This window comes from Caulobacter sp. BE264 (assembly GCF_031457805.1).
Taxonomy (GTDB): domain Bacteria; phylum Pseudomonadota; class Alphaproteobacteria; order Caulobacterales; family Caulobacteraceae; genus Caulobacter.
Genome location: NZ_JAVDXI010000001.1, coordinates 1,008,684 through 1,033,762, shown reverse-complemented (window position 1 = coordinate 1,033,762; position 25,079 = coordinate 1,008,684). Strand labels below are relative to the sequence as shown.

Sequence of the window (25,079 nt, the reverse complement as noted above, 5' to 3'; positions counted from 1 at the left end):
AGGAGCGCCTCACAATGGAAATCCCCGTCGATTTCGCCACGCTTCGCGTGATCTGGTGGGCCTTGGTCGGGATCCTCCTGATCGGGTTTGCTTTGACCGATGGCTTTGACATGGGCGTCGGCGCGCTGCTGCCCTTCGTCGCCAAGACCGACAAGGAACGCCGGATGGTGATCAACACCGTCGGCGCCACCTGGGAAGGCAACCAGGTGTGGTTCATCCTGGGCGGCGGGGCGATCTTCGCGGCCTGGCCGTTCGTCTACGCCATCAGCTTCTCGGGCTTCTACCTTGCCATGTTCGTGGTGCTGACCGCCATGATCCTGCGGCCGGTGGGCTTCAAGTACCGCTCCAAGCGGCCGGATCCGCGCTGGCGCGCGTTCTGGGATTGGGCGCTGTTCGTCGGCGGCTTTGTCCCGGTGCTGTGCTTTGGCGTGGCTCTGGGCAACGTGCTGCAAGGCGCGCCCTTCCGGCTCGACGGCGACCTGCGCGCCTTCTACGACGGCACGTTCCTGGGCCTGTTCTCGCCGTTCGCCCTGCTGTGCGGCCTGTTGTCGGTGTCGATGCTGGTGCTGCACGGCGCCACCTGGATCACCGTGAAGGGGGAGGAAGGTCCCGTGGCCGAACGCGCCCGCCGCATCGGCGAGCTCGCCGGCTTGGCCAGCATCGTTCTGTTCGCGGCCGGTGGCTTCTGGGTGGCGTTTGGCGGCATGGGCTTCCGGATCGAGGGTCTGGCGGACGCCGCGGGCCCCTCCAACCCGCTTCGCGGCGCGGCCGCGGTGCGCGAGCCCGGCGCCTGGCTGGACAATTATGGCCGCCACGGCTGGATGATCATCGCCCCGGTCCTGGGCTTCGCCGGCGCCGCCCTGGCCCTGCTGGGCCTGCGCCGGAAGAGCGCCTGGATGGGCTTCGCCGGATCCTCGGCCTCGGCCACGGGCATCATCGCCACGGTGGGTCTGTCGATGTTCCCGTTCATCCTGCCCAGCAGCGTCGACCCGCGCTCGAGCCTGACGGTGTGGAACGCCTCGTCCAGCCACATGACCCTTTTCATCATGCTGGTGGTGACGATCGTCTTCCTGCCGATCGTGCTGGCCTACACCGCCTGGGTCTACAAGGTCCTGTGGGGGCGCAGCACGACCGCCGCCCTGGCCGTCAATCCAGACCTCTACTGATCCGAAGGAAACAAACCGATGTGGTATTTCACCTGGATCCTCGGCCTGGGCCTGGCTGTCGCCTTCGGCGTGCTCAACGGGGTTTGGTTTGAGTTCAACATGCTCGACGACGGCGACGTCGACGAGGGGGAGGCCTGAGGCGAACCAGGTCTTCAGGCCGCCTGGCTGGACACCAGGCGGCGCACCCCACGTTCGCCGTGGGGCCGGATCATCGCTTGGTTGCCAGTTCAAATGAGAGGGCGGGCGCTGGAGCCTGATATTGGCAGTCGCGGCGATGGGACGCGCCAACGTCAATGAGCCGGTCTACTACCGGAAGCCGTAGAACGAGCAGGTCGACCGCAGTCTCGGCGCCATTGATGATTTCAATAAGAGGCTGAACGGCCAATTGTTGGAGATGTAACAAGGTCGGTTTACGGCACACCTTAGCAACTCATGATCGCGCTTGGGGCTCGATGGGTTTTCGCCGCAGCAGTCGCTCAAGGAGCTTTCGGGCTGCCCTCGTGTCGCGTCGGCGCTGCACCAGCAGGTCGAGAACCTCGCCTTCATCGTCGACCGCGCGCCAGAGATACATGTGGCTGCCGTCTGTCCGGCAGGCCACTTCGTCGAGATGCCAGCGTGGCGAAGGGGAGGGGCGCAGCTTCTTCAAGCGCCTAGCGATGGCCGGTCCGAACTTCTTGGTCCAGCATCGGATCGTCTCGTAGCTGACTTCGATACTGCGCTCGGCGAGGAGACATTCGACGTCGCGGAGGCTCAAGCTAAAACGGAAATAGAGCCACACCGCGTGTCTGATGACGTCTGGCAGGAAGCGGTGGCGCTTGAGCGACAGGAGTTTCAAATTCAGTCTCCGCACAAAGCCCCGGCCGGCCCGAGTTGCGGAGAAAAGTTGGTATTATCCTGAAGGTGTCTTTCAATTGCAAATGTATTTGGGGACATTTGTAACATTTTCTTCAAATGGAAAATAATCTACATTGAATTGTTTTGCTCATGTTCATGTTCTAGACGAGATAGATTTTGTCGCCAGTAGCGATCGTTTCCTCGAAGTGACGTCTCTATATCGTCAACAATGCGATCGTTATCTGATGAAATTCGAGATATGACTTTCAGGGTATCGTCGAGAACTGATGTGTCTCGTGGAGCTCGCTCCAAGGTTCCTGCGCATCGGAATAGAATCGTTTTGATGTGCCGCAGTTCCGAGACGATCTTGGCTAGGCGGGTGCGGTCTACCGGGCCAAAATGTCGACTGCCTCTCAGGCGATTGCGTACGCAGGACAGCAGCCATTGTCCGCGCGACATGCCCATCGCGTCGCATTCTTCGTCTAAGCGCGCCAAGTCGTCGACAGGCAGTCGTATCGTAATGGGCTCGCCAACGCCTCGCTCGCTTCGCGCTGAAGGCGGCGGGGTGATATCGCCGCCTTCGGCCGCCAAAGCTTGCGCGACAAGCAAGCGCAGAGCGGCCGACCGGCCGCCGCGGTTGGCGGCGTAGCGGTCAAACTGCTCGCGAAGATCATCGGGGAGCAGAAAGCCAAGATGAGCCGTATACTTCAATGCCGTGTGGCCCCGGAGCGCTTTAAGGCTCGAATTCGCGGCACGAATATAGTCACACCACGGATTAAATAGCCTTTCAGAATTCTGCCTAAGTAAATGGATTCCGCCGTGAAATAGTCAGAGTCAAGAGTGTCTGCCAATAAAAAATAAATATTTCAATCGTCATGAAAATGTAAAAATATGTTGATATTCTAAATCGATTTGAGAATTAAAAATTCACAATTGACGACTTTGGCCGCTTTTGGCGCTGTGTTAATTATCGGTTTGGTTGAGGTTTTCTGTACAATCGGCGTTGGCGCACAATGATGCGCATGTGGGACTTCCGGAATTCTGGAAAAAACTGTCACAATTCACGACTAAACAGCTCCCACGGCGTGACCGCCTGCGTTCGTCGCGGCTTGAGAAACCAGAGGGGCTCCTGTGAAGCTGTATAGAAACCTATTGCTCGTGAGCGGCGCGGCGCTGGCGCTGGCCGGCTGCGGATCCGATGACATTTCTTCGCCGGGAACGGGCGGCAACGTCACGATCAACAACCCGACCACCCCGACCACACCCACCACCCCGACCACACCGGCTGGCGTGACTCCGGCCTCGGGTTGCCCGACGATCGCCGACCCGCAAGGCCTGAAGGACGACGGCACCATCACGGGCCCGACGGGCACGTGGCGCGTCTGCACCCTTCCGTCGCGCATCAACCGCTCGATCACGCTTCCGAAGATCGCGGGCCTTCTCTACCAAATGGCTGGTCGCGTTGACGTCGGCACCGACGGCGGCTTCACCAAGACCTCGGCCGACTCGAACGTCACCCTGACCATCGAGCCGGGCGTCATCGTCTACGGCGGTTCGGGCGTGTCCTGGCTGGCAGTCAATCGCGGCAACAAGATCAACGCCGTCGGCACGGCTACGCGTCCGATCGTCTTCACCAGCCGTGACAACGTTCTGGGCCTGAACACCGAAACCTCGCAAGGCCAGTGGGGCGGCGTCGTGCTGCTGGGTCGCGCGAAGGTCACCGACTGCACCACCGGTTCGACCGCGGCCAACACCTGCGAGCGTCAGACCGAAGGCGCGGCCGACCCGGCGTTGTTTGGCGGCGCGGATGACGCCGACAGCAGCGGCACGATGCGGTATGTGCAAATCCGCTACTCGGGCTATGTGCTCGGCTCGAACGTCGAACTGCAGTCGCTGACCCCGTCGGGCGTCGGCAGCGGCACGGTGCTGAGCCACATCCAGAGCTACAACAGCTCGGACGATGGCGTTGAGTTCTTCGGCGGCGTGCCGCAGATGAAGTACTATGTGTCGGTCGGCGCTGACGACGACAGCCTCGACGTCGATGTCGGCGCGCGCGCCAGCTTCCAGTACGGCCTGATGATCCAGCGCGATGGCGCTGGCGACGCCCTGATGGAAATCGACAGCAATGGTCGTGAGACCGAACTGCCGCGCACCGATCTGCGGATCTCGAACTTCACGATGATCCAGCGTCAGGTCAGCAGCAACAACGAAGCCAACGACCAAGCCTCGATCCTGCTTCGCGGCAACTCGGACACGACGATCGCCAACAGCATCATCGTTTCGCCGAACAACGAATGCCTGCGCATGAACGGTTCGGGTGCGACCCCGGCGACGCTGACGGCTCGCTCGTTCGTCATGAGCTGTAACGCGACCAAGTACCTGGGCACGGGCACCTACAACGCGACGACCGTGTCGGCTCAGTTTGGTTCGGGCGGCAACAACAACAACGACGCCTTCACCTCGACGCTGAACGCCTTCGTCAACGGTGCCAACGAACTGGCGGTCGCCGTGTTCAACGTCACGGGCCTGGGCGCCTTCTTTGGCGCCGCCACCAACATCGGCGCCGTCAAAGACAGCAACGACACGTGGTACGCCGGCTGGACCTGCAACAGCGCTGCGGCGAACTTCGGTTCGACGAGCACGAGCTGCACGTCTCTGCCGACCAACTAAGCCGACGCGGTTTGGCTGAAGCGGGGGGCGGCTGGAAGACGGCTGCCCCCCATACTTTTACCTGGCTAACTCCCCGGGGGGATTGGATATGATTACGCGTCGGCTAACGTCCCTGCTGCTCCTTTCGACCGCGCTCTCGATGCCGACCTGGGCTCTGGCGCAGACCGCTCCGTCGGCCGAAGAGGCCGCTAAGCCGACCGCTGCGGCGGCGCAGTCCAATTTCCAGCAACCCGAAGTCTCGATCCCGGGCATGGTCGACGCGGTGGTCGTCACGGCCAACCGCTCGGGTAATGTGGTTCGCACTGGCTCGCAGGTCGTTTCGGTTCTCAGCGCGGCTGAAATCGCGCGCACCGGCGAAGGCAATATCGCGGGCGCGCTGACCCGCGTTACGGGCGTCACCCTGGTGGGCAACGGCTATGTCTATGTGCGTGGTCTGGGTGATCGCTACTCGCTGGCGCTCTTGAACGGTTCGCCGCTGCCCAGCCCTGAGCCGTTGAAGCGCGTGGTCCCGCTGGATCTGTTCCCTAGCCGCGTGATCGCCTCGTCGCTGGTTCAGAAGAGCTATTCCGCCAACTTCCCCGGCGAGTTCGGCGGCGGCGTGATCAACCTGACGACGAAGTCGATCCCGAACGAGGGCTTCATCAGCATCGGCGGTTCGGTGTCCGGCGACACCGAAACCACCAATCAGCTGGGCTATGACTACTACGGCAGCAAGTCCGATTGGACAGGCTTCGATAACGGCAACCGCGACACGCCCTCAGCCCTGGCAGCCTTCTTCGCCAGCGGCGAGCGGATCAGCTCGGGCAAGGTCGACACCGCCGCGATCGCCAGCCAACTGGTCAACAGCCGCAACGGCGTGGTCCAGAAGTGGAACCACCTGCCGGCCAACTATTCGATGGATATCACGGCGGCCAAGCCGTTCGACCTCGACTCGATGGATCTCGGCATCATCGGTACGGTCGGTTTCAGCAACCGCTGGACCACTCGCGACGCTCAGATTCAAAGCTCGCTGAACGCCGATCTCGCGGATAGGGAATCGGATTTCCGCCGCGTCAGCACGGACAATCGCATGGTCCTGAACGGGCTGTTCGGCGCGTCGCTGGGCTTTGGCGAGAACAAGGTCCGTTGGACCAACCTCTACGTCCACGACACGATCAAGAACACGCGCCTCGCCATGGGCCGTCGCGGCGGCACCACCGTCGACTACATGCAGCAGAACACTGGCTGGTTTGAGCGTCAGCTGATCAACACTCAGCTGGTCGGCGAATTTCGGCCGATGGATAAGCTCAACGTCGACGTTCGCGCCAGCTACGCCAACACCCAGCGCAAGGCGCCGGCAGAGCTTTCGCTGGAGTATGTGCGCACGAACGCTGCGGCCGATCCGTTCGGCCAGTACTTCGTCAACCGCCTGAACAACGGTAACGGCGGCGACGCGCGGATCAGCTATTCGGATCTGGACGAAGACCTGTGGTCAGGCGGCGTCGACGCTACCTACAAGCTGGCCCCGACCTTCGCCGCGACGGTCGGCTACGCTTACGTCCATACCGATCGCGACAGCTCGCGCCGTGACTTCCAGTTCCAGGCGCCGAACAGCTTCCCGCGCGGCGTCGACATGCTGCGTCCGGATCTGCTGCTGGCGCCGGCGATCATCAAGAATTTTAACATCGCGCTCGTGGACACCAACGAAGGCAACCCGGCCTTCCGCGCCCAGCTGCAGAACCATGCGGCCTACGGCAAGGTCAATGGCACGGTGTTCCAGGATCTCGATTTCGACGTGGGCGTCCGCTATGAGACCGCCCGCCTGAAGGTGGCGCCGACCGAGGTCTTTAAGACCCCGGGGGCCTCGCTGGCGTCGACCCGTCAGAACGAGAACTACTGGCTGCCCTCCGCCACCGCCACTTGGCGAGGGATCCAAGACTCTCAGATCCGTCTCAGCGCGTCGAAGACGATCGCCCGTCCGCAGTTCCGCGAACTGATCTACCAGTTCTATTTCGACCCCGACAGCAACCGCATGTATCGCGGCAACCCGCTGCTGACGGACAGCAAGCTGACCAACCTCGAAGGTCGGTATGAATGGTACTTCGCCAGCGACCAGCGCCTGACGGTCGCGGGCTTCTACAAGACCATCGATCGTCCGATCGAGAGCTTCGTGTCGGGCAGCGATCTGTCGACCAGCTTCGCCAACGCGCCGAAGGCCAAGCTCTATGGCGCCGAGTTCGAAGTGCAAAAGTACTTCGACCTTTCGGACTTCAAGGGCGACTTCTGGGCCAGCCGTCGCGTCGTGGCGATCGCCAACTACACCTACTCCAAGTCGGAGCTTCAGGTTTCGGCTGGCGACACCGTCGCGGTCTTCGCTGCGACCTCGACCAAGGCGACCGACTATTTCACCGACGGCGCGCCGCTGACGGGTCAGTCGGATCATGTGGTCAACCTGCAATTGGGTCTTGAGGACACCGAGCGCCTGTCGCAGCAGACCCTACTGATCAACTACGCCAGCAAGCGGGTGACCAGCCGCGGTCTCGTCAACAGCGGGCAGCCGGACGTCGAGGCCTATCCGGGCACGCGCATCGACTTCGTCGCGCGCCAAGGCCTGGAACTGTGGGGGCGCGAGGTCGAGCTGAAGTTCGAAGCCCGTAACCTCACTGGCGTGGGCTACGAAGAGTACCAGAAAGCGGGCAAGAACCGTGTCGACGTCAATACCTATGACGTTGGTCGTTTCTTCTCAATCGGCGCTTCGGCGAGGTTCTAGTCGGTCTGTCGAAAGAGCGGGCTCTGCCTTCCATAGGCGGGCTTCGCATCGTGCGTAAGGCAGCAGCGCTCCCGGATCGGATCGTCCGAACCGGGAGCGTTTGTCATTTTTCTGTAGCGATATTGTCGCGGAACTGCGGCGCCGCCGCGCTACATCGCATCGAGCCTAAGCGACCTGTTGGCGGACCCCATTGTCACTTTCTGACCTTTTTCGTTCGCCGGGTTCTCGAGTCATCCTCGTGCTGGAGGTCCTTCTCGTTCTGGCGCTCGCCGCCCAAGCGGCGCGCCTGATCTGGGTCTTCGCCGGGCCCGTCGGTACGGTCTCGTCGCCGACCAAGGCGCCGCGGCCGTCGGCCGATTTCGGCGTGCTGTCCCGGTTTGACGCCTTTGGGGCGAGTCCTGGCGCCACGGGGGCCTCGGCGACCGATGGCTTGCGCCTCTTTGGCGTACGGTCCGGCGGGGCAGGGGGGGGATCGGCCATCATCGCCGGGCCCGATGGCGTCCAGAAATCCTACGCCGTAGGTGACACGATCGCCGATGGCGTCATCCTGGCCTTGGTCGCCGCCGATCACGTCGAACTGTCCCGCGGCGGCGCGCGCGCGACTCTCTCTTTTCCGGTGTCCCAATGACCAAGGTCGCTTCGTCGCGCTCTCTTCTCATCGTTGTCGCCGCAGCGCTCACCATCGGGGGCGCGATCCTTGGCCCAGCCCCTGTGCTGGCCCAGACCCAACTTCTCAACGTCCAGGATGCGGATATCCGCGTTTTCATCCAGGACGTCGCCAAGTCAACGGGTACGACCTTCATCATCGATCCACGCGTCAAGGGCACGGTGACCGTCGCCAGCAACGGCCCGTTGAACCGTCGTGAACTGTTCGAAGTGTTCCTCGCCACGCTGCGCGCCAACAACTTCGTAGCCACCCCGGCCGGCAACGGCGCCTACCGCATTGAGCCGTCTGAGAACGCGGCCCGTCAGCCGTCGGCGGCGGGCGGCCAGTTCGCTACCGAAGTGTTCCGTCTACGCACTCTGGACGCGGCCAGCGCGGTCGAGATGCTCAAGCCGCTGGTCGGGCCACAGGGTCAGGTCGTGGCCAACCCGCGCGGCGCGGTGGTGGTGGTGGCCGACTACGCCGACAATGTCCGCCGCATTCGCGGCCTTTTGGCCCAGGTCGATCAGGACCGGGCGATGGTCCACACCGTCACCCTGACTCACAGCTCGGCGCGCGAGATCGCTCAGGTCCTCAACGACATGCTCACGATGCCGGGCGCCGAGGGTAAGAGCGGGCGGGGCGCGGTCACCGTCGTTGCGGTCGACAGCAGCAACTCGGTTCTGTTGCGAGGCGACTCCGACGCCGTCCAGCGCCTATTGCCGGTCATCGCCGACCTGGATCGTCGCGCCGAGTCCAGCGACGACGTACGTGTGGTGTTCCTGCGTCACGCCAACGCCGAGCAGATGCTGCCGGTCCTGCAGCAACTGGTGGGTCAGGCGACCACCTCGGTGACGACCTCGTCTTCGCGCGGCCTGAGCAACGTCCGGACCGCTACGGGCGCTCCGCCAGCCTCGACCGCCACGGCCACGCCGATCGCCGCGACCGCGTCCGCCAACGGGCCGCAGGCCACCATCGCGCGCTTCCCGGGCGCCAACGCCCTGATCATCAACGCGCCGCCCGAAACCCAGCGCACCCTCGCCGAAGTCATCCGCCAGCTCGATGTCCGCCGTGAACAGGTTCTGGTCGAGGCCATCGTCGTCGAGGTCACCGACGGCGCCGCCAAGCAGCTGGGCGTGCAGTTCCTGCTGGGGGGGACCAACGGCACCGTTCCGTTCGTCGCGACCAACTACACCAACGCCACGCCCAGCCTGCTGCCGCTGGTCGGGGCGGCGGCCACCACCAACAGCGGCGCCGACACTGAGGCGTTAAAATCCTTGCGCGACGCCGCCGTCAGCTCGTTACTGACCGCCTCGGGCGTGACCTCAGGCGTTTACGGCCGCAGCGGTGATGCGCTGTTTGGCGCAATTATCAATGCGGTGAAGAAGGACACGGGCTCCAACCTTCTGTCGACGCCGTCGATCATGACGCTGGACAACGAAGAGGCCCGCATTCTGGTCGGCCAGGAAGTGCCGATCACCACGGGCGAAGTGCTGGGCGACTCTAACGCCAATCCGTTCCGCACCATCCAACGCCAGAACGTCGGCATCCAGCTGGAGGTGAAGCCGCAGATCAATGCGGGCGGCGGCATCACCCTGTTCCTGCGCCAGGAGGTCTCCAGCGTCGCCGGTCCGGTCAGCGTCGGCTCCAGCGAGCTGATCATCAACAAGCGCGAGATCGAGACGACGGCCCTGGTCGACGACGGCGACATCGTCGTCCTGGGCGGCCTGCTGGATCAGCAGGAAACACAATCGGCCCAGCGCACCCCCGGCCTGGGTGAGGTCCCGGGTCTGGGCGCCCTGTTCCGGAGCACGGCGCACGAACGCAAGAAGACCAACCTGATGGTCTTCATCCGCCCCCGCATAATCCGCAGCAGCGCTGATGCGCGCGACCTGACCGCGCCGCGCTATGACTACATGCGCAACCTGCCGCCGATGACGACGCAGGACGGCGACAACTCGCTTGATGCTGTGATGCGTGACTATCTGAACGCCGCTCGCCCGGTCGCCTCTTCGGCCCCGATCAGCGCCGTGCCGGCTGCCGCCAAGCCGGCGACGACGCCATGACCACCCCGATGCTCGCCTACGGCTTCGCCAAGCGAAACGGGGTCGTGCTGCTGTCCCTGGGCGAGCGAGCGGTGATCGGCGTGCGCGAGGGCTATGACCCGATGGCGCTGGTCGAGATTCGCCGGGCGGTCGGCGCGCCGCTGGCGATCGAGCCGATGACCGCCCCGGTGTTCGACCGTAAGTTCTCGGAGGTCTATGCCGGCGCGGGTCTGGCCACCGCCTCCAGCGCCGATAGTCTGGACCTGGACGGCGGGCTTGGTCTTCTGCTCGAGGACATGCCCGCTGCGGCCGACCTGCTCGACCCGCAGGACGACGCCCCGGTCATCCGCCTGATCAACGGCCTGATCGCCGAGGCCGTGCGCCTGGGCGCTTCGGACATCCATATCGAGCCCTTCGAAAAGGCGCTCATCGTCCGGCTTCGGATCGACGGCGTGCTGACCGAGGTGCTAAGCCTCTCGCCGCGCATCGCCGCCATGCTGGTGTCGCGGGTCAAGGTCATGGCTAAGCTGGACATCGCCGAAAAGCGCGTGCCGCAGGACGGCCGGATCTCGCTGGCCCTGGGCGGCAAGAGCCTAGACGTCCGCGTCTCGACCCTGCCTGCCCGCATGGGCGAGCGGGTGGTGATGCGGATCCTCGACAAGGACCAGGCGGGGCTGCGTCTATCCGACCTTGGCATGTCGGCCGACGTGCTGAGCGCGCTGGAGACCGCCGTGCGTGAGCCGCACGGGATTATCCTGGTCACCGGCCCCACGGGCTCGGGCAAGACGACGACGCTCTACGCGGCCTTGGCCGTGCTGAACGACAACAGCCGCAACATCCTGACCATCGAGGACCCGGTCGAATACGCCGTGCACGGCATCGGCCAGACCCAGGTCAACACCAAGGTCGGCATGACCTTCGCGGCGGGCCTGCGCGCCATCCTGCGCCAGGACCCCGATGTGGTGATGGTCGGGGAAATCCGTGACTCCGAGACCGCCCAGATCGCCGTCCAGGCCAGCCTGACAGGCCACTTGGTCCTATCGACGGTCCACACGAATGACGCGGCGGGCGCGGTGGTGCGTCTGCGCGACATGGGCGTCGAGCCCTTCCTGTTGGCCTCGACCCTGCGCCTGGTCATCGCCCAGCGCCTGGTGCGTCGCCTGTGCGAGCATTGCCGCACGCCAGAACCGGCCGACGCCGCGACGGCGGCCCTGGTGGGCCTGCCCGAGGGCGAGATCCTGTATCGCCCCGTCGGCTGCGCCCGCTGCGGCCACACCGGCTATCAGGGCCGGATCGGCGTCTATGAGGCATTGCGCGTCGACGATCATCTGCGCCGCCTGATCGGCAGTTCGGCCAGCGAGCAGGAGATCACCGAGGCGGGTCTGGATCGCCGCCTAGGGCAGGAGGCGCGGAACTACGTTCTGGCCGGCCTGACGACGGTGGAGGAGGCGCTCAGGATCACGGGTCAAGGAGCGCGCGATGGCGAGCTTTGACTATGTGGCTCTCGATCTGGCCGGTCGCACGCGTCGCGGCCACCTGAAGGCCGTCGACGAGGCCGCCGCCGCCGACCAGCTGCAACGAAAGTGCCTGGCGCCGGTCAAGATCATGGCCTCGGTCGCCAAGCCGGTCAGCGCCGGGCGCCTCGCCTGGGGGCAGGGTCTCAGCGCCAAGGACCGGTCGATGTTCACGCGCCAGCTGGCGACCCTGACCTCGGTCTCGACGCTGGAAGAGGCGCTGCGCACCATCGCCCTGCAGGCCGACAAGCCGAAACTGAAGCAGGTGATTGGCGAGGTTCACGCCGCCCTGCTGGAGGGCTATCGTCTCTCGGACGCCATGGCCCGTCCCGCCAAGGCCTTTCCGCCGCTTTACCGCGCCATGGTGGCGGCCGGCGAGTCGTCTGGCGCCCTGCCGGCGATCCTGGAGCGCCTGGCCGATCTGCTGGAGCAACAGCAGCAGGTCCGGGCCAAGATCACCACGGCCCTCGTCTATCCGATCGTTCTGGCGGTGGTCGCCTGTCTGGTCGTCGCAGCCCTGATGGTATTCGTCATTCCCAAGGTGGTCGAGCAGTTTGACTCGATGGGCCAGACCCTGCCGTTGCTGACCCGCCTGGTGATCGGCCTGTCGACCGGCCTGCAGACCTTCGGCTGGTTGATCGTGGCCAGCGCGACGATCGCCATATTCGCCTTTCTCCGCGCCCTGCGTCATCGGCTCTTCAAGCTGGCCGTCGACCGCTGGCTGCTGCGCCTGCCGATGATCGGCCGCCTGATCCGGGACGTGCACGCCGCACGACTGGCCAGGACGCTCGCCACCATGGTCGCCAGCGGGCTGCCCATGCTTGAGGGCCTGATCCTGACGGCGGGCACGGTGCGCAACGCCGTGCTGCAAGCCGCGCTCGACGACATGATCGCTGCCATCCGTGAAGGCGGCGCGCTGTCGGTGGCCATGCGCCGGGCCGAGGTCTTTCCGCCGGTGCTCGTCTACATGACGGCCAGCGGCGAGAGCAGCGGACGCGTCGAGGCGATGCTGACGCGGGCGGCCGACTATCTGGAACGCGAGTTCGAGACCTTCACCGCCACGCTGCTGAGCTTGCTCGAACCGGCCATCATCGTGCTGCTGGGCGGGGTGGTCGCCACGATCGTGCTCTCGATCCTGCTGCCGATTCTGCAGATCAACAATCTCGCCTTGAACTAGGAAGCCAAGTCATGCCGAACCTCGATCCCGAGACGAGACGCCGCCGGGCCCGCCGCGCCGGCTTCACGCTGGTGGAGATGATGGTGGTCATCGTCATCCTGGGCCTGCTGGCCACGGTCGTGGCGATCAACGTCCTGCCCAACCAGGAAAAGGCCATGAAGGGTAAGGCGCGGGCCGACGTGTCGGTCCTGGAACAGGCCCTGGAAAGCTATCGCCTCGATAACTTTACCTTCCCGACCACCGAGCAAGGCCTGCAGGCCTTGGTGACCCCGCCCGCCGGCCTGACCCAGGTCGATCGCTATCGTGAAGGCGGCTACATCCGCCGCCTGCCCAAGGATCCGTGGGGCAACGACTACCAGTACCGCGCCCCGGGCGCGCACGGCGCGATCGATGTCTACTCGTTCGGCGCGGACGGCCGCGAGGGTGGCGAAGGCAAGGACGCCGACATTGGCAACTGGAGCTGACGCCAGACCAGCCAAGACGCGTCGCGTCGCGCGGGCGGGCTTCACCCTGGTCGAACTCATGGTCGTCCTGATGATCATGGGCTTGCTGGCCACCGCGGTGATCCTGACCTTGCCCGACGGGAAGATGTCGCTGTCGCAAGAGAGCGCACGGTTCGCCGCGCGGCTGCTACGCGCGCGCGAGGAGTCTCTGATGGTCAATCGCCAGGTGCGGGTCAATGTCTCATCCGTCGACTATCGCTTCGACATCCGCGATGGCCGGGCGTGGCGCGCGCTCGACACGGCGCCGTTCGTAACTACGGCGTGGGTGGAAGACACTCGCGTCTCGGGCCGCGACGGTGAAACGGCGGTGATCTTCGAGCCGACCGGTCAGGCCAGCGGCGCCGAATTCACCCTGGGGCGCGGCGGCTCTGGCTATGTGGTCAGTATAGACGTCGCCGGAAATGTGGCCGTCCATGTCGCCCAAGCGCTCTGAAGCCGGCTTCACGCTGATCGAGCTGCTGGTCGCCCTGGCGATCTTCAGCCTGGCCGTGCTGGCCTTGCTCAATCTCGCGGGCGAGAACACGCGCGCCAGCGGCCGCCTGCAGGATCGCATCCTGGCCGAGGTGGTTCTGGACAATCGCGCCATCGAGGCGCTCACCAGTGTCGTACCGCCGGCGCTGGGCCGGGTCTCCGGCGCCGAACGGGTGGCCGGCCGTCCTTGGCTGTGGACGCGTCAGGTGAGCCGTACCGATGACCCGGCAATTGTGCGCGTCGACATCGCGGTCATGTCGCCCAACAGCCGCCAGCCGGCGGCGGCGGCGACCCTGTTCAGGGCGGCCCGATGAAGGGCTTCACCCTGATCGAGATGATGGTGGCGCTGCTGATCTTCGCGCTCATCACCGCCGCCGGTGTGGCGGTGATGAGTTCGACGCTCAACAACCAGACCGCCGTCCGGGTTCGCGTGGAGCGCTATGCCGAGTTGCAGCGCATGCGCGCGGTCCTCAAGGCAGACCTCTCGCAGGCGGCCGCCCGCAGGACGCGCGGCGAGGATGGCTTGCCGGCGCTGACCGCCTTCGCCGGCGTCAGTCCCTGGGCCGCCGGAGGCCCTTTGCTGGCCTTTGCGCGACGCGGCTACGAAAATTCCGACCAGGCGCCGCGCGCCTCGCTGCAGTATGTCGAGTACGCCCTCGTTGAGGGGCGTCTGGAGCGCCGCGCGCGTCCCGCGCTCGACGGCGCCCGGCTTGGCCCCGCCCAGGTGCTGCTCACCGGCGTTGAAAGCATCCAGTCGGCCTATCTCTTTGATGGCGTCTGGCGGCCGACCTGGCGGGGCGAGGCCACGGCGGACATTCCCGCCGCCGTCCGCCTGACCATGAAGCTCAAGGATCTTGGCGAGATCGACCAGCTGTTCCTCACCTCGGGAGAGGGGCGATGAGGCGTGAGCACGAAAGGGGCGCGGCGCTGCTGACGGTCATGCTGATGGTCGCGGTGATTTCGGTGATCGCGGTCGGCGTGCTGGACGACATCCGGTTCGGCGTTCGCAGGACGCTCAACGCGCGGATCGCCAGCCAGGCCCAATGGTACGCCTTGGGCGCTGAGCAACTGGCCCGCATCCGCATCGCGCAGTTGATGGACCGCGACGCGGGCAAGACCACGCTCGAGGGCGGCTGGAACGGGCGGGTGATCGCCTTCCCAATCGAGCAGGGTCGCATGGAAGTTAGGCTGACCGACGCCACCGGCTGCTTCAATCTCAACAGCGTGGTCGAGGCCAATCAGGGCGAGCCCTTCCGCCGGCGCGAGCTCGGGGTTCGGCAGTTTGCGACCCTGCTGTCCCTGGTGGGGGTCGCCGGCGGGCCGGAGCTCGCGGAAAACCTGACCGACTGGATGGACAGCAACGACGTGGGCCGCGCCGATGCCGAGGACCGGGGCTACGCGCAATTGGCCCAGCCCTATCGCACCGCCGGCGGCCCGCTGGCAGAGGTCAGTGAGCTGCGGGCGATCCGGGGTTTCACCCCGAGCGTCTACACGGCGCTGCGCCCCTATGTCTGCGCGCTGCCGACCACAGATCTTTCGCCGATTAACGTCAACACTCTGCCGCCCGAACGGGCCCTGCTGCTCGCGGCGCTAACGGAGGGTCGGATCGGCCGCGAAACGGCCGCCCGCGTGTTGTCCGCTCGTCCCGCGAGCGGTTGGCCGGACGCTCAGGCGTTCTGGGGGCAGCAGGCGCTCGTCGCCACGCCGCCTGGTGACGTAGTTCGCGACCAGATCAAATTCCGGACCCGGTTTTTCGCCTTGGACAGCCAAGTCGTCTTCGCCGACATGCCGGTCTCTATGACCGCCCTTTTCGAAACGCCGTCGGCCAGCCAGGTGATCCTCGCCGCCCGACGTTGGACGCCCGAAGAATGACCCTCCTCAGTCTTTTGATCCTGCCCGCCGGACCCGACGCGCCGGCGCACCTGCTTCAGGACTACGGCCTGTCGGTCACCCGGCGTGCTTTGGCCGCTGACGAGCGTCTGGATGAGGTTGGTCCGGTGATCGTCGTGGCCCCAGGGGAGGACGTCGTGGCGCGCTGGATGGACCTGCCGCTTGGCAGCGCCGCCCAGGCGCGCTCGGCGGCCGCCTTCCGCCTGGAGGACGAGGTGGCGCTTGGGGGCGACGACTTGCACATCGCCGTCGGCCGCACCGACGAGGCCGGGCGAACGCTCGTCGCCTGGACGGCCCGCGCAAAACTGCAAGCCTGGCTCGACGCCGCCGGGGCGCTCGGATTGACGGTTCAGGCTGTTGTTCCGGACTATCTTCTGCTGCCGGAAGATGAGGAAGGCGGCTTGGTCGTCGGACAACTAGGAGGGCGCTTGGCGATGCGGGAGCCCGGCAAGGCGCTTAGCGCCGATCCGGATCTGGCCGCCCTGCTGTTCGAGAACCGCCAGCATCGCTACATCGACGGCAAGGATCTCGATGCGCACTTGATCGCCGGCGCCCGGTCTCCGGCCGTAAACCTGCTGCAAGGGCGCTTCGCCGTACGGTCGTCCAGGGAGCGGGGCGGGGTGAAGCGTCTGGGGGTTTTGGCGGCGGCGGCGGTGCTCTCGCCGCTGCTGCTGCTGATCGCCGAGATCGCCCACGATCAGTGGACGGCGAGCACCCTTGAGCGTCGGGCCGCCAAGCTGGCGGTCTCTCTGGTGCCCCAGGCGTCTCGCTATGAAGACGCGGCGGGCTACGCGGTGACCCGGTTGGCGGCGAGTCAGAGCGATCAAGGTTTTAGCGAGCTTGCAGCCCGTTACCTGAGTATCGTCGAGGGGGCGCCGGGCGTGAGCCTCGACACCTTGGTCTATGGCGAAGAAGGGACGATCCGCTCGACGATCGGTTATGCGAACTACTCGGACCTGGACCAACTGCGCCTGGGGGCCAAGCGCCTCGGGCTCGAGTTGACCGAGCAGAGCACCGCCAGCGAGGGCGGGCGTATCAGCAGCGATCTTATCATCAGGAGAAAGCCATGAACGGACGACTAGACGCCGCCCGTCTCTGGTGGACCGGGCGAACCGGGCGAGAGCAGGGGCTTCTGGCGGTGATGATCGCTGCGCTTATCGGGGTGGTCGGCTGGTATGGCGTGGCCATGCCTCTCCAGTCGGCCGCCAAATCCGCACGGGCCCGCATGGATAAGTCGGTGACGCAACTGGTGACCCTGCGCCGTCTCGCCCCTGGGGCTGGTCACGCGGCGGCCGGCGGAGCCTCGCCTCAGGCGGTGGTAGAGGCCGCCGCCAACCGAGTTGGCCTGCCGATCGCACGTCATCGCCAGGACGCCAATGGGCGCTTCACCATCTGGATCGCCGCCATCGACTCCAAGATTCTCTTGCCTTGGGTCGCAGCGCTTGAGCGCGAAAGGGGCGCCAAAGTCACCGATTTTACCGCTTCCCGTCTCGACAACGGTCTGATCCAGGTCGAGATCACCTTCGCGCGCGTCGCCCCATGAGCAATCGCCTTCTCTTGGTGGTTCTGGCCGTCGCCACCCTCGTCATGGTCCTCGTCTTCGCGCCGATGCGTCTGCTGACCAAGGGTCTAGCCGGATCTTCGGTGGTGGGCGCAGCCGGCGTCAGCGGCGTGGTCTGGGCCGGCCGTCTGAACCACGTCACGCTGTCCGGCACGCCGATCGGTAGCTGGAAGGGCGGGCTCAATCCGTTGACTTTGCTCACCGGTCAGGTCCGCATGAGTCTCCGGCGCGGCAACGGCGGCCCGGACCAACGCGCCGTCCTCTTGCTGGCGGGGCGCGAAAGGGGCGTGGAGCGGCTCAACCTTCGCACCAGCCTGGACCTTGCCCTCCTGGGCTTGCCGCTCAGCGGCGATGTGGCCTTTCGCGACACCACGGCGGTGTTCCGCAAGGGACGCTGCGCACGGGCGGGCGGCGAGATCCGGCTGCGCCTGATCGGCGAGGGGCCCCTGAGCGGCAGCGTGCTCAGCGGGGTGTCGGCCTGTCGGTCCGATAGCTGGATCGCAACCCTCAGCGGCAAGGCCGGCGCGACCGATCTGACCCTGGTCGGTCGTTTGGAAAAAGATGGTCGCTATCAGCTCGAGATGTCGGCGACGACGACCGATCCGGATCTCGTCCAGGCCCTTGTCACCGGTGGCTTTCAACGAGATGCGACAGGCGCGCGGCGGACGGTGACTGGCCGGGTGACGTGAAACCTATTTCGTTTCCAAGAGCTGGCGATCCTCGTTGAGATCAGAATGAGTTCCAGGCTAGGAGCGTGTGAAGCGGACCCCATAGCCAGGTGAGCCAGCCGCCGATCGCCAAAAAAGTTCCAAATGGAAGCGGTTGGCGTGATGAAAAACGACGGTGAACAATCGCCTGAGCGATTGCGAAGCTGAGGCCCGCAACGCAGGACCAGACCAGCACGGATGGCACGCCTTGCCAGCCAACCCAGGCTCCAATGGCCCCCATCAGGCGCGGATCGCCGCCGCCCATGCCTTCAAAGCCGCGGAGTGACTTGTAGAGCCAGGCGACGCTGGCCAGTACGCCGTAACCCACTATCGCGCCTAGCAGCGGTGTCCACAGGGGGGCCTGGCCCACGCCTATCGTAAACAGGACCCCTAGGGCGCCGAGTGGCAGGGTCAGTTTGTCGGGCAACCAAAGGTGCTCAGCGTCGATAGTCGCGATCAAAAGCAGCGACCAGCCCAGGAGCGCTGTCACGAGAACCATCGCGCCGGGGTAGATGATCGCGCTCCACAGGGCGATGAGCAGACATCCTACCTCCAGCAACAGGTAACGCAGCGGAATAGCGGCGTGACAGTTTCTGCATCGTCCTCGCAAGATCAGGAAGCTGATAACGGGGAGAAGGTCGACAATCCCAAGGGGGCGCTTACAGGTGTCGCAAGCCGACCTCGACATGACCCAGGGACGATCCGCCGGCAGGCGAAGCGTCAAGAGCCCAATGAAGCTGCCAATGAAGGGCGCTAAGATGAGGGTCGAAGCGACCCAAATTTGGTCAATAGTCAAGAACTGCTGTTCCAAGGGTAAAAGTTAGCCTTGGCCTAAAGCCGCGCGGACGGCAATTGTCCACGCGGCGCTGGTCTCAGTTCTTAGGAGGGGCCATCGGCGTAAGCTTCGCAACAACGCCCTTCATGGCCGCGTGCTGCGCTGGCGGCAGCGGGATGAGGCCGCGCTGCGAGAGATAGCCGCCTCTTCCGGCCGCTGCGTCCGAGGCGAACTCGGTCAAAAACTCTTTCAAACCCGGCACGACGCCGACGCTCGATTTCTTGACATAGATGAACAAGGATCGGGAGACAGGGTAAGTGCCGTTGGCGATTGTAACCGGAGTCGGCTTGACCCCGTTGACGGTCGCGGCCTTGATCCGGCTGGCGTTTTCACCAAGGAAGGAATAGCCAAAAACACCGAGCGCGCCAGGTGTCTTCTCGATCGTGCCAACAATGGCGTTATCGTTCTCGCCTGCATCGACCCAGGCGCCGTCCATGCGTATCGGATGGGCTTTTGCTTTGAACGCCTTTTCGTCGGACGCCGAAAGCGCCTTCAGTGCGGGGTACTGCTTGGCGCCCCCTTCCATGGCAAGCTCCAGCCAAGCGTCACGCGTACCAGACGTTGGCGGTGGACCGTAGACGAGGATGCGGTTGGCTGGCAGTTGGCTATTCACATCTCTCCAAGTTTTGTAGGGATTGGCAGAGAATTTATCGTCGTTCGGGGTATTCTGCGCAAGACCAAGATAAAGGTCGGCAAGCTTGAAATTATAATTGGGTGCGGACTTGTCCATTGCAATGACAATGCCGTCAAAGCCGATTTTTATCTCAACGATGTCTCGCACGCCCTTTGCTTTACAGGCCTCGAACTCAGATCGCTTCATCGGTCGGGAGGCGTTAGCGATGTCAGGAAAACCCTCTCCTGCGCCACCACAGAACAGCTTGAAGCCGCCACCCGTACCAAGGCTTTCGACCTTAGGGGCCTTCTTACCTGTCTTTTTCGAGAAATTCTCAGCTGCGCGCGTGGCGAAAGGGAAGACCGTCGAGGACCCTGCCGCCCAAACGTAGTCGCGCGAGGCGTGGGCCGCGGGGGCCATAGCCACGAGTCCTAGAGCCGTAGCGGCACCGATCAGAAGTCTCATAGTCTGTCAATCCTGCAACTGGCCTGAACGTCGGCGATGTTGGTCGCTGAAGGCCAATGAACGGCCTTGCGCTAGCCGCAACCGCACCTTCAGCATGCCTAACAAGCTTCGATAACGCAGGCGCGTGACAAAACAGCGACAAGCAGCGTCGAACTGACATCCTTGGGCGGCCCCAACCTGCTCGCGGTCATTGTGGTTTAGAAGGATGGATCTCCAGGTACTGACACAGCCCCCCCGCAGCCTTCTGGTGCCTGGACCGAACCTTTGCGCCCAACAGCGCCTATACCGAGCGCCTGGCGGCCGCATCGCGCTGGCGTCGCGCAGTCGCGGCAGTGATGTCCTTGGAGGGGCCTGCGGTGGGGCGGCGTCGATCTCGTCGGCTTGGTGAGTAACGTCCAGTTCCTGGAAGCGTGCCGAAGGCCGCTATTGTTTAGGTTTCTTATTGTTTAGGTTTCTTGGACGCCCGCCGGGCGCGGCGATGGGTTTGCCCCCGCAGGCGGGTGTCTGAGAAAGCTCAAAGTCTGACCCGCGGGATGGCGGTATCGGCCTATGGGGATTTGAGCGGCGCGCTTGTCCCATGAGGTCGCTGGCGAGGGGCTGACCGGCCTGGTCGCAGGTGTGGGTCGCCAGTTTTCTCCGTCACGACGCCCCTGATGATGTGACGATCGGGCTTGCCCTGGGCGGAGAGGCTGGGCTTTTGCCGTTGGCGCGCAGGGCTGGTCATGCGGCCCTTGGCCGTTGCTGTGGCGCTGCGATGGCGTGGGGTGACGGCCACGAGCGTCATGACGAGTCGATCCGGAACACGTGCTGGGACAGGGGCCGGTGTCCAGTCCCGCTCCCGCGCGCGAAGATCTCGACCAGGACTATGCGGCCGCCGCAGCAAGGGCAGGCGGCCGGCGGCTTTGCATCCGGCTCGGGTTCGGCGTGGGCCTCGAGGATTGGGGTTGGCGGCGGCGCCTGAAGCAGCGCGCGAGCCTTGGCCAGGTTGGCGGCACGGGCCGGGTTGGCGAAGAGGCCGTAGTGGCGGATGCGGTGGAAGCCGGTGGGCAGGACGTGGATCAGGAAGCGGCGAATGAACTCGCTGGGCGCCAGGGTCATGACCTTGCGGCGGGCCTGGCCGTCCTGGCGGTAGTCCTTCCAGCGGAAGGTGACGCCCCTGTCGTTCATGGCGACCAGGCGGCTGCTGGAGATGGCGACGCGGTGAGTGTAGCGGGCCAGATAGGCCAATACCGCTTCGGGGCCGGCGAAGGGGCGCTTGGCGTAGACCACCCACTCCACGCGGCGCAGCAGGGCGAGGCGAGCGGCGAAGGCGGCGCGGTCGGCCAGACCGGCCAGTTCACCAAAGAAGGACAGCAGCCCCTCGGCGTGGGCGGCGACGAGCTTCTCCAGGAACAGCCGGCGGAACAGTCGGGACAGCACGCGCACCGGCAGGAAGAACCGGGGGCGACAAGAGACCCAGCTCTGTCCGTCCAAGGCGAGGCCGCCGCCGGGGACGATGCAGTGGACATGCGGATGATGGGTGAGCGCTGACCCCCAGGTGTGAAGGACAGCCGTCAGGCCGATGCGGGCGCCCAGGCGCCTGGGATCGGCGGCGATGGTCAGCAGGGTCTCCGACGCGGCCTTGAACAGCGCGCTGTAGACCACGGCCTTGTTCTGGACGGCGATGTCGCCGATCTGGGCCGGCAGGGTGAAGACCACGTGGTAGTAGGCCAGCGGTAACAGCTCGGCCTGTCGGGCCTCCAGCCAACGCTGGGCCGCCGCGCCCTGACACTTTGGGCAATGCCGATTGCGGCAGGAGTTATAGGCGATCCGCTGATGGTCGCAGTCCTCGCAGCGCTCGACGTGGCCGCCCAGTTGCGCCGTCCGGCAGGCTTGGATCGCCGACATCACCTTGAGCTGGCCCAGGCTCAGATGTCCGACCTGATCGCGGCGGAAGGTCTCGCCATGGGCATGGAAGATGTCGGCGACCTCCAGGACCGGGCGCACAAGCCTGGCCACTCGCTCAGGCCCGCGGCGGTCTCAATCGCAGCAGATCCAGCGGGCTCTCGATGCCGTCCAGGGTCTTGGCGGCCACATGCGTGTAGACCGAGGTTGTCTCCAGCTTCTTGTGGCCTAACAGGACCTGGATCACCCGCACATCGACGCCTTGCTCCAGCAGGTGGGTGGCGAAGCAATGGCGCAGGGTGTGCAGGCAGACCGGCTTGCTGATGCCGGCCGTCCTGACCGCCACGTGGAAGGCGCGATTGAGCGAGCGCGGCGTCACGGCGTTGAACGACGTCAGCCGGTTGGGGAACAGCCACACCGGCGGGCGGGCCACCTTCCACCAGTTGCGCAAGCTCGCCAGCAGATGCGGAGAGAGCAGCGCGTCACGGTCGCGCCGACCCTTGCCCTGTTCGACCCGAATGCGCATGCGCTGGCTGTCGATGTCGCCGACCTTCAGGCCCACGACCTCGGCGGCCCGCAGGCCCGCGCCGTAGGCCACGCTTAGCGCGGTGCGCCACTTGAGCCCCGGCGCCGCCTGCAACAGCCGCGCGACCTCGTCCGGCGTCAGCACGACCGGCAATCTCTGCGGCTGGCGGGCGATCGGGATGTAGTCCAAGGCCTCTGGCCGCTTGAGCGTCACGCGGAAGAAGAACCGCAGCGCCACCATCGCGCCGTTGACGCTGGCCGAGGCCAGGCCGCTCTGCGTCAGGTGCAGCTGGTAGCGCCGCACATCCTCGAACGTCAGCTCGCCTGGGGTCCTACCGCAGTAGCGGCTGCAGGATCGAACCGCTCGGATGTAGGTCTCCTGGGTCCGCGGATCGAAGTTGCGGAGGGTCATGTCTTCGACCATCCTGCGACGCAACGGGTGGATCGCTTCTTCGGGCATCACTCGTCTCCTGTCTCGAGGAGGACGTGGCCGACCCACGTTCCTCTTCAGACAGGAGGATCCCGATGTCCCTCAGCGCCGAACAAATGCCCCTCCCGCGCGAGCGGGTTAGTACTCTGGCGCACGACCGACTTTGACGTTCCTCGGCGCGACTTTGCCTCGAAGCGGCGACTCGGATTTTGATCTTCGCCGCTGACGAGGATCCGATGACCCCTGATGAATTTTCAGCGCTGGCGATGGGCTTTGGACCAGGCGTTCAGGCCAAGCCAATCCTTGAAGCCGTTCAGTTTCGGTTGGGCGGCAGGGCTTTTGCGACCTTGGGCTGGCCGGCCGAAGGCTGGGCAGTCGTCAAGCTGGCGCCGTCTCGTCAGGCTTGGGCGCTGTCGCGGGGCGAGGGTGTGATCGCCGAACCGGGGCGACGGCGTAAGGCGGGCATCGTCCTGATGCGGCTCGCGGCGATTGATGCGGGCGTGGCCGCAGAAATCTTGGCTGAGGCTTGGGTTTTCGCGCATCGGGCGAGCGCGCCAGGGCGCAGCGGCGGTGTCGTTGCGCCGGCGACACGAGCTTTGGCGGCCTAAGACGTGGGCGCGCACCGCCGATCGCCTGTCTTTGTCCGCTAGGGTGCGATCCGCCCATTTGGCTGTTGAGATCGGCTGGTTTGCGGTCCTCTTACTCATCCCCGTCATCCACGGGGATCGGCCATGGACCTTTTGCAAATCGAGGCTGGACGCGCGCGCAGCCGCCAGATGCTGCGCACGGCCCTGGGACCGGAGCTTCTGACCCGGCTTGAAGACCCCGCCGTGGGCGAGGTCATGCTCAATCCCGATGGCCGGGTGTGGATCGATCGCTTTGATGTGGGCCTGGTCGACGCCGAGCTGACGGTCTTGCCGGCGGACGCCGAGCGGGTCCTGCGTCTGGTGGCCCATCATGTCGGCGCCGAGATCCATGCGGGCCGGCCGCGCCTTTCGGCGGAGCTGCCGGGAAGCGGCGAGCGCTTCGAGGGGCTGATCGCGCCCTTGGCGAGAGCCCCGACCTTTTCGATCCGCAAACCCGCGAGTCTGGTCTTTAAGCTCGACGACTATGTCGCATCCGGGGTGATGGGCGCGCGGGAAGGGCGGGTTCTGGCGCAGGCCGTGGCGGACCGGGCCAATATCCTGGTCGCGGGGCCGACCTCCAGCGGCAAGACCACGCTCGTCAATGCGCTGTTGGCGCAGATCGCCCTTGGCGAGGATCGGGTGATCCTCCTGGAGGACCTGCGCGAGCTGCAGTGCGCCGCGCCCAATCAGGTCGCCCTGCGCACGTGCGAGGGCCTGGCCAGCCTCACCGATCTGGTCCGGTCGGCTTTGCGGCTTCGGCCCGACCGCATCATCATCGGCGAGGTCCGCGGGCCCGAAGCCCTCGACCTCATCAAGGCCTGGGGCACAGGCCACCCGGGCGGGGTGGGGACCCTGCACGCCGGGTCGGCCCTGGGCGCCTTGCTGCGCCTGGAGCAGCTGATCCAGGAAGCGGTGATCACCGCCCCGCGCGGCCTGATCGCCGACACCATCGATCTCATCGCCGTGCTGGCTGGACGCGGAAAGGCGAGGCGCTTGACCGAGCTTGTCCGGGTCGAGGGCCTTGGGCCAGGCGGCGCCTACGAGCTTGGCCCCGCTTGAGGGCAACGCCTGCAACCCCCATCAATCAAGGAGATCGTCACATGCCTTTTTGCCCCGTCGGCGCGGTCATTCCGGCCCCGCTTCGTCGCAAGCCTGATCTGACGCCAGGCGCGCGCGGCCATCGGCTCCAGCGTCTTGGCGAGGGTCCTTGGACTATCGGCTTTCTGGCGACCGGCCTGACCCTTTTGAGCGCGAAGGCCCGGGCGGCCGGCTCAGGCATGCCCTGGGAGGCGCCGCTGCAACAGATCCTGGAGTCGGTCGAAGGGCCGGTGGCCAAGATCATCGCGGTGATCATCATCATCATCACCGGCCTGGCCCTGGCCTTTGGCGAAACCTCCGGCGGTTCGCGCAAGCTGATCCAGATTGTGTTTGGCCTGTCGATCGCCTTCGCCGCCAGTTCCTTCTTCCTGTCGTTCTTCTCGTTCGGCGGCGGAGCGCTGATCTGATGGCCCAGGATCGCGCCCTGGGGTTCGCCGCGCCGGTCCATCGGGCGCTCACCGAGCCGATGCTGCTGGCCGGCGCCCCGCGCGCGATCGCCCTGGTCAACGGCACCCTGGCCGCGGCCCTTGGCCTTGGCCTGCGTCTTTGGATCGTGGGTTTGATCGTCTGGCTGGCCGGCCATGCGCTGGCTGTCTGGGCCGCGCGGCGTGATCCGCAGATCTTCGAGGTCGGCATGCGCCATGTGCGTCTGCCGGCCCATCTGGAGGTCTGA

At 65.3% G+C, this 25,079-nt stretch carries 26 protein-coding genes; 20 read left to right on the top strand and 6 right to left on the bottom strand.

Annotation, left to right across the window (positions count from 1 at the left end):
- Nucleotides 1–14 precede the first annotated feature (14 nt).
- Together cydB and cydX are read left to right on the top strand one after the other, a co-directional pair.
- Nucleotides 15–1,166: a cytochrome d ubiquinol oxidase subunit II gene (gene cydB / locus J2X45_RS05060; protein WP_310211987.1), complete on the top strand. Its 1,152-nt coding sequence runs from the start codon at nt 15–17 to the stop codon at nt 1,164–1,166.
- An 18-nt stretch (nt 1,167–1,184) separates the two neighbouring features.
- A complete protein-coding gene (gene cydX, locus J2X45_RS05055) occupies nt 1,185–1,304 on the top strand; it encodes a cytochrome bd-I oxidase subunit CydX (protein ID WP_310211984.1) in 120 nt (39 codons plus the stop codon).
- Nucleotides 1,305–1,596: 292 nt separating this feature from the next.
- Here the strand turns inward: cydX and J2X45_RS05050 are convergent, their stop codons facing one another.
- Both J2X45_RS05050 and J2X45_RS05045 read right to left on the bottom strand, forming a co-directional pair.
- Entirely contained in the window at nt 1,597–2,001 is a 405-nt protein-coding gene (locus tag J2X45_RS05050) for an IS6 family transposase (RefSeq protein ID WP_404980001.1), read from the bottom strand.
- Between the two features lie 128 nt (nt 2,002–2,129).
- Nucleotides 2,130–2,711: a ribbon-helix-helix protein, CopG family gene (locus tag J2X45_RS05045; RefSeq protein ID WP_310211982.1), complete on the bottom strand. Its 582-nt coding sequence runs from the start codon at nt 2,709–2,711 to the stop codon at nt 2,130–2,132.
- Between the two features lie 420 nt (nt 2,712–3,131).
- Here J2X45_RS05045 and J2X45_RS05040 point away from each other — a divergent pair, with 420 nt between their 5' ends.
- The 14 genes from J2X45_RS05040 (at nt 3,132) to gspN (ending at nt 17,912) form a co-directional block, all read left to right on the top strand.
- Entirely contained in the window at nt 3,132–4,670 is a 1,539-nt protein-coding gene (locus J2X45_RS05040) for a hypothetical protein (protein WP_310211979.1), read from the top strand.
- 82 nt (nt 4,671–4,752) lie between these two features.
- On the top strand, nt 4,753–7,419 hold the full coding sequence (locus J2X45_RS05035) for a TonB-dependent receptor domain-containing protein (protein WP_310211976.1): 2,667 nt from the start codon (nt 4,753–4,755) through the stop codon (nt 7,417–7,419).
- Between the two features lie 190 nt (nt 7,420–7,609).
- Nucleotides 7,610–8,047, top strand: coding sequence for a type II secretion system protein N (locus tag J2X45_RS05030; protein WP_310211974.1), 438 nt, complete (start codon nt 7,610–7,612; stop codon nt 8,045–8,047).
- Nucleotides 8,044–10,128, top strand: coding sequence for a type II secretion system secretin GspD (gene gspD / locus J2X45_RS05025; protein WP_310211972.1), 2,085 nt, complete (start codon nt 8,044–8,046; stop codon nt 10,126–10,128). Before J2X45_RS05030 ends, gspD begins: the two co-directional genes overlap by 4 nt.
- Nucleotides 10,125–11,600, top strand: a complete 1,476-nt coding sequence (gene gspE, locus J2X45_RS05020) for a type II secretion system ATPase GspE (protein WP_310211970.1) — start codon at nt 10,125–10,127, stop codon at nt 11,598–11,600. Before gspD ends, gspE begins: the two co-directional genes overlap by 4 nt.
- Entirely contained in the window at nt 11,587–12,798 is a 1,212-nt protein-coding gene (gene gspF, locus J2X45_RS05015) for a type II secretion system inner membrane protein GspF (protein WP_310211969.1), read from the top strand. The genes gspE and gspF overlap by 14 nt, the downstream gene beginning before the upstream one ends.
- An 11-nt stretch (nt 12,799–12,809) precedes the next feature.
- The gene (gspG, locus tag J2X45_RS05010; RefSeq protein ID WP_310211966.1) at nt 12,810–13,262 is read left to right on the top strand and encodes a type II secretion system major pseudopilin GspG; all 453 of its coding nucleotides are present in this window, start codon (nt 12,810–12,812) and stop codon (nt 13,260–13,262) included.
- Nucleotides 13,246–13,734: a GspH/FimT family pseudopilin gene (locus J2X45_RS05005; RefSeq protein WP_310211964.1), complete on the top strand. Its 489-nt coding sequence runs from the start codon at nt 13,246–13,248 to the stop codon at nt 13,732–13,734. The genes gspG and J2X45_RS05005 overlap by 17 nt, the downstream gene beginning before the upstream one ends.
- Complete coding sequence (gspI, locus tag J2X45_RS05000) at nt 13,703–14,086, top strand: type II secretion system minor pseudopilin GspI (protein WP_310211962.1); 384 nt, start codon at nt 13,703–13,705, stop codon at nt 14,084–14,086. The genes J2X45_RS05005 and gspI overlap by 32 nt, the downstream gene beginning before the upstream one ends.
- Nucleotides 14,083–14,673: a type II secretion system minor pseudopilin GspJ gene (gspJ, locus tag J2X45_RS04995; protein WP_310211959.1), complete on the top strand. Its 591-nt coding sequence runs from the start codon at nt 14,083–14,085 to the stop codon at nt 14,671–14,673. The genes gspI and gspJ overlap by 4 nt, the downstream gene beginning before the upstream one ends.
- Entirely contained in the window at nt 14,670–15,644 is a 975-nt protein-coding gene (gspK, locus tag J2X45_RS04990) for a type II secretion system minor pseudopilin GspK (RefSeq protein WP_310211956.1), read from the top strand. Before gspJ ends, gspK begins: the two co-directional genes overlap by 4 nt.
- Nucleotides 15,626–16,732, top strand: a complete 1,107-nt coding sequence (gene gspL / locus J2X45_RS04985) for a type II secretion system protein GspL (RefSeq protein ID WP_310211953.1) — start codon at nt 15,626–15,628, stop codon at nt 16,730–16,732. Before gspK ends, gspL begins: the two co-directional genes overlap by 19 nt.
- Nucleotides 16,729–17,205 (top strand): type II secretion system protein M, encoded by a 477-nt coding sequence (locus J2X45_RS04980; RefSeq protein ID WP_310211949.1) that lies wholly within the window; start codon nt 16,729–16,731, stop codon nt 17,203–17,205. Before gspL ends, J2X45_RS04980 begins: the two co-directional genes overlap by 4 nt.
- Entirely contained in the window at nt 17,202–17,912 is a 711-nt protein-coding gene (gene gspN, locus J2X45_RS04975; protein ID WP_310211947.1) for a type II secretion system protein N, read from the top strand. The genes J2X45_RS04980 and gspN overlap by 4 nt, the downstream gene beginning before the upstream one ends.
- A gap of 40 nt (nt 17,913–17,952) precedes the next feature.
- On the opposite strand, the gene J2X45_RS04970 is transcribed toward gspN, so the two are convergent.
- From J2X45_RS04970 to J2X45_RS04955, 4 genes are all read right to left on the bottom strand, one after another.
- Nucleotides 17,953–18,726 (bottom strand): A24 family peptidase, encoded by a 774-nt coding sequence (locus tag J2X45_RS04970; protein ID WP_310212111.1) that lies wholly within the window; start codon nt 18,724–18,726, stop codon nt 17,953–17,955.
- A 76-nt stretch (nt 18,727–18,802) separates the two neighbouring features.
- Nucleotides 18,803–19,843 carry a substrate-binding domain-containing protein gene (locus tag J2X45_RS04965; protein ID WP_310211944.1) on the bottom strand — a complete coding sequence of 347 codons (1,041 nt, stop codon included), beginning with the start codon at nt 19,841–19,843 and terminating at the stop codon, nt 18,803–18,805.
- Between the two features lie 780 nt (nt 19,844–20,623).
- On the bottom strand, nt 20,624–21,841 hold the full coding sequence (locus tag J2X45_RS04960; protein ID WP_310211942.1) for an IS91 family transposase: 1,218 nt from the start codon (nt 21,839–21,841) through the stop codon (nt 20,624–20,626).
- A gap of 4 nt (nt 21,842–21,845) precedes the next feature.
- A complete protein-coding gene (locus J2X45_RS04955) occupies nt 21,846–22,712 on the bottom strand; it encodes a site-specific integrase (protein ID WP_310211938.1) in 867 nt (288 codons plus the stop codon).
- Between the two features lie 206 nt (nt 22,713–22,918).
- Between J2X45_RS04955 and J2X45_RS04950 the strand changes: the two genes are divergently transcribed.
- From J2X45_RS04950 to J2X45_RS04935, 4 genes are all read left to right on the top strand, one after another.
- A complete protein-coding gene (locus J2X45_RS04950) occupies nt 22,919–23,290 on the top strand; it encodes a hypothetical protein (protein ID WP_310211935.1) in 372 nt (123 codons plus the stop codon).
- A gap of 168 nt (nt 23,291–23,458) precedes the next feature.
- Nucleotides 23,459–24,367 carry a P-type conjugative transfer ATPase TrbB gene (trbB, locus tag J2X45_RS04945; RefSeq protein WP_404980004.1) on the top strand — a complete coding sequence of 303 codons (909 nt, stop codon included), beginning with the start codon at nt 23,459–23,461 and terminating at the stop codon, nt 24,365–24,367.
- Nucleotides 24,368–24,408: 41 nt separating this feature from the next.
- Complete coding sequence (locus J2X45_RS04940; RefSeq protein WP_310211931.1) at nt 24,409–24,813, top strand: TrbC/VirB2 family protein; 405 nt, start codon at nt 24,409–24,411, stop codon at nt 24,811–24,813.
- A complete protein-coding gene (locus J2X45_RS04935; RefSeq protein WP_310211929.1) occupies nt 24,813–25,079 on the top strand; it encodes a VirB3 family type IV secretion system protein in 267 nt (88 codons plus the stop codon). Before J2X45_RS04940 ends, J2X45_RS04935 begins: the two co-directional genes overlap by 1 nt.

Excerpts from the sequence above, each read along its gene's own strand:
- cydB (WP_310211987.1), top strand. The coding sequence starts at position 15 with ATGGAAATCCCCGTCGATTTCGCCACGCTTCGCGTGATCTGGTGGGCC.
- cydX (WP_310211984.1), top strand. The coding sequence starts at position 1,185 with ATGTGGTATTTCACCTGGATCCTCGGCCTGGGCCTGGCTGTCGCCTTC.
- gspD (WP_310211972.1), top strand. The coding sequence starts at position 8,044 with ATGACCAAGGTCGCTTCGTCGCGCTCTCTTCTCATCGTTGTCGCCGCA.
- gspE (WP_310211970.1), top strand. The coding sequence starts at position 10,125 with ATGACCACCCCGATGCTCGCCTACGGCTTCGCCAAGCGAAACGGGGTC.
- gspF (WP_310211969.1), top strand. The coding sequence starts at position 11,587 with ATGGCGAGCTTTGACTATGTGGCTCTCGATCTGGCCGGTCGCACGCGT.
- gspG (WP_310211966.1), top strand. The coding sequence starts at position 12,810 with ATGCCGAACCTCGATCCCGAGACGAGACGCCGCCGGGCCCGCCGCGCC.
- gspI (WP_310211962.1), top strand. The coding sequence starts at position 13,703 with ATGTGGCCGTCCATGTCGCCCAAGCGCTCTGAAGCCGGCTTCACGCTG.
- gspJ (WP_310211959.1), top strand. The coding sequence starts at position 14,083 with ATGAAGGGCTTCACCCTGATCGAGATGATGGTGGCGCTGCTGATCTTC.
- gspK (WP_310211956.1), top strand. The coding sequence starts at position 14,670 with ATGAGGCGTGAGCACGAAAGGGGCGCGGCGCTGCTGACGGTCATGCTG.
- J2X45_RS04980 (WP_310211949.1), top strand. The coding sequence starts at position 16,729 with ATGAACGGACGACTAGACGCCGCCCGTCTCTGGTGGACCGGGCGAACC.
- gspN (WP_310211947.1), top strand. The coding sequence starts at position 17,202 with ATGAGCAATCGCCTTCTCTTGGTGGTTCTGGCCGTCGCCACCCTCGTC.
- J2X45_RS04965 (WP_310211944.1), bottom strand. The coding sequence starts at position 19,843 with ATGAGACTTCTGATCGGTGCCGCTACGGCTCTAGGACTCGTGGCTATG.
- J2X45_RS04955 (WP_310211938.1), bottom strand. The coding sequence starts at position 22,712 with ATGCCCGAAGAAGCGATCCACCCGTTGCGTCGCAGGATGGTCGAAGAC.
- J2X45_RS04950 (WP_310211935.1), top strand. The coding sequence starts at position 22,919 with ATGACCCCTGATGAATTTTCAGCGCTGGCGATGGGCTTTGGACCAGGC.
- trbB (WP_404980004.1), top strand. The coding sequence starts at position 23,459 with ATGCTGCGCACGGCCCTGGGACCGGAGCTTCTGACCCGGCTTGAAGAC.
- J2X45_RS04940 (WP_310211931.1), top strand. The coding sequence starts at position 24,409 with ATGCCTTTTTGCCCCGTCGGCGCGGTCATTCCGGCCCCGCTTCGTCGC.
- J2X45_RS04935 (WP_310211929.1), top strand. The coding sequence starts at position 24,813 with ATGGCCCAGGATCGCGCCCTGGGGTTCGCCGCGCCGGTCCATCGGGCG.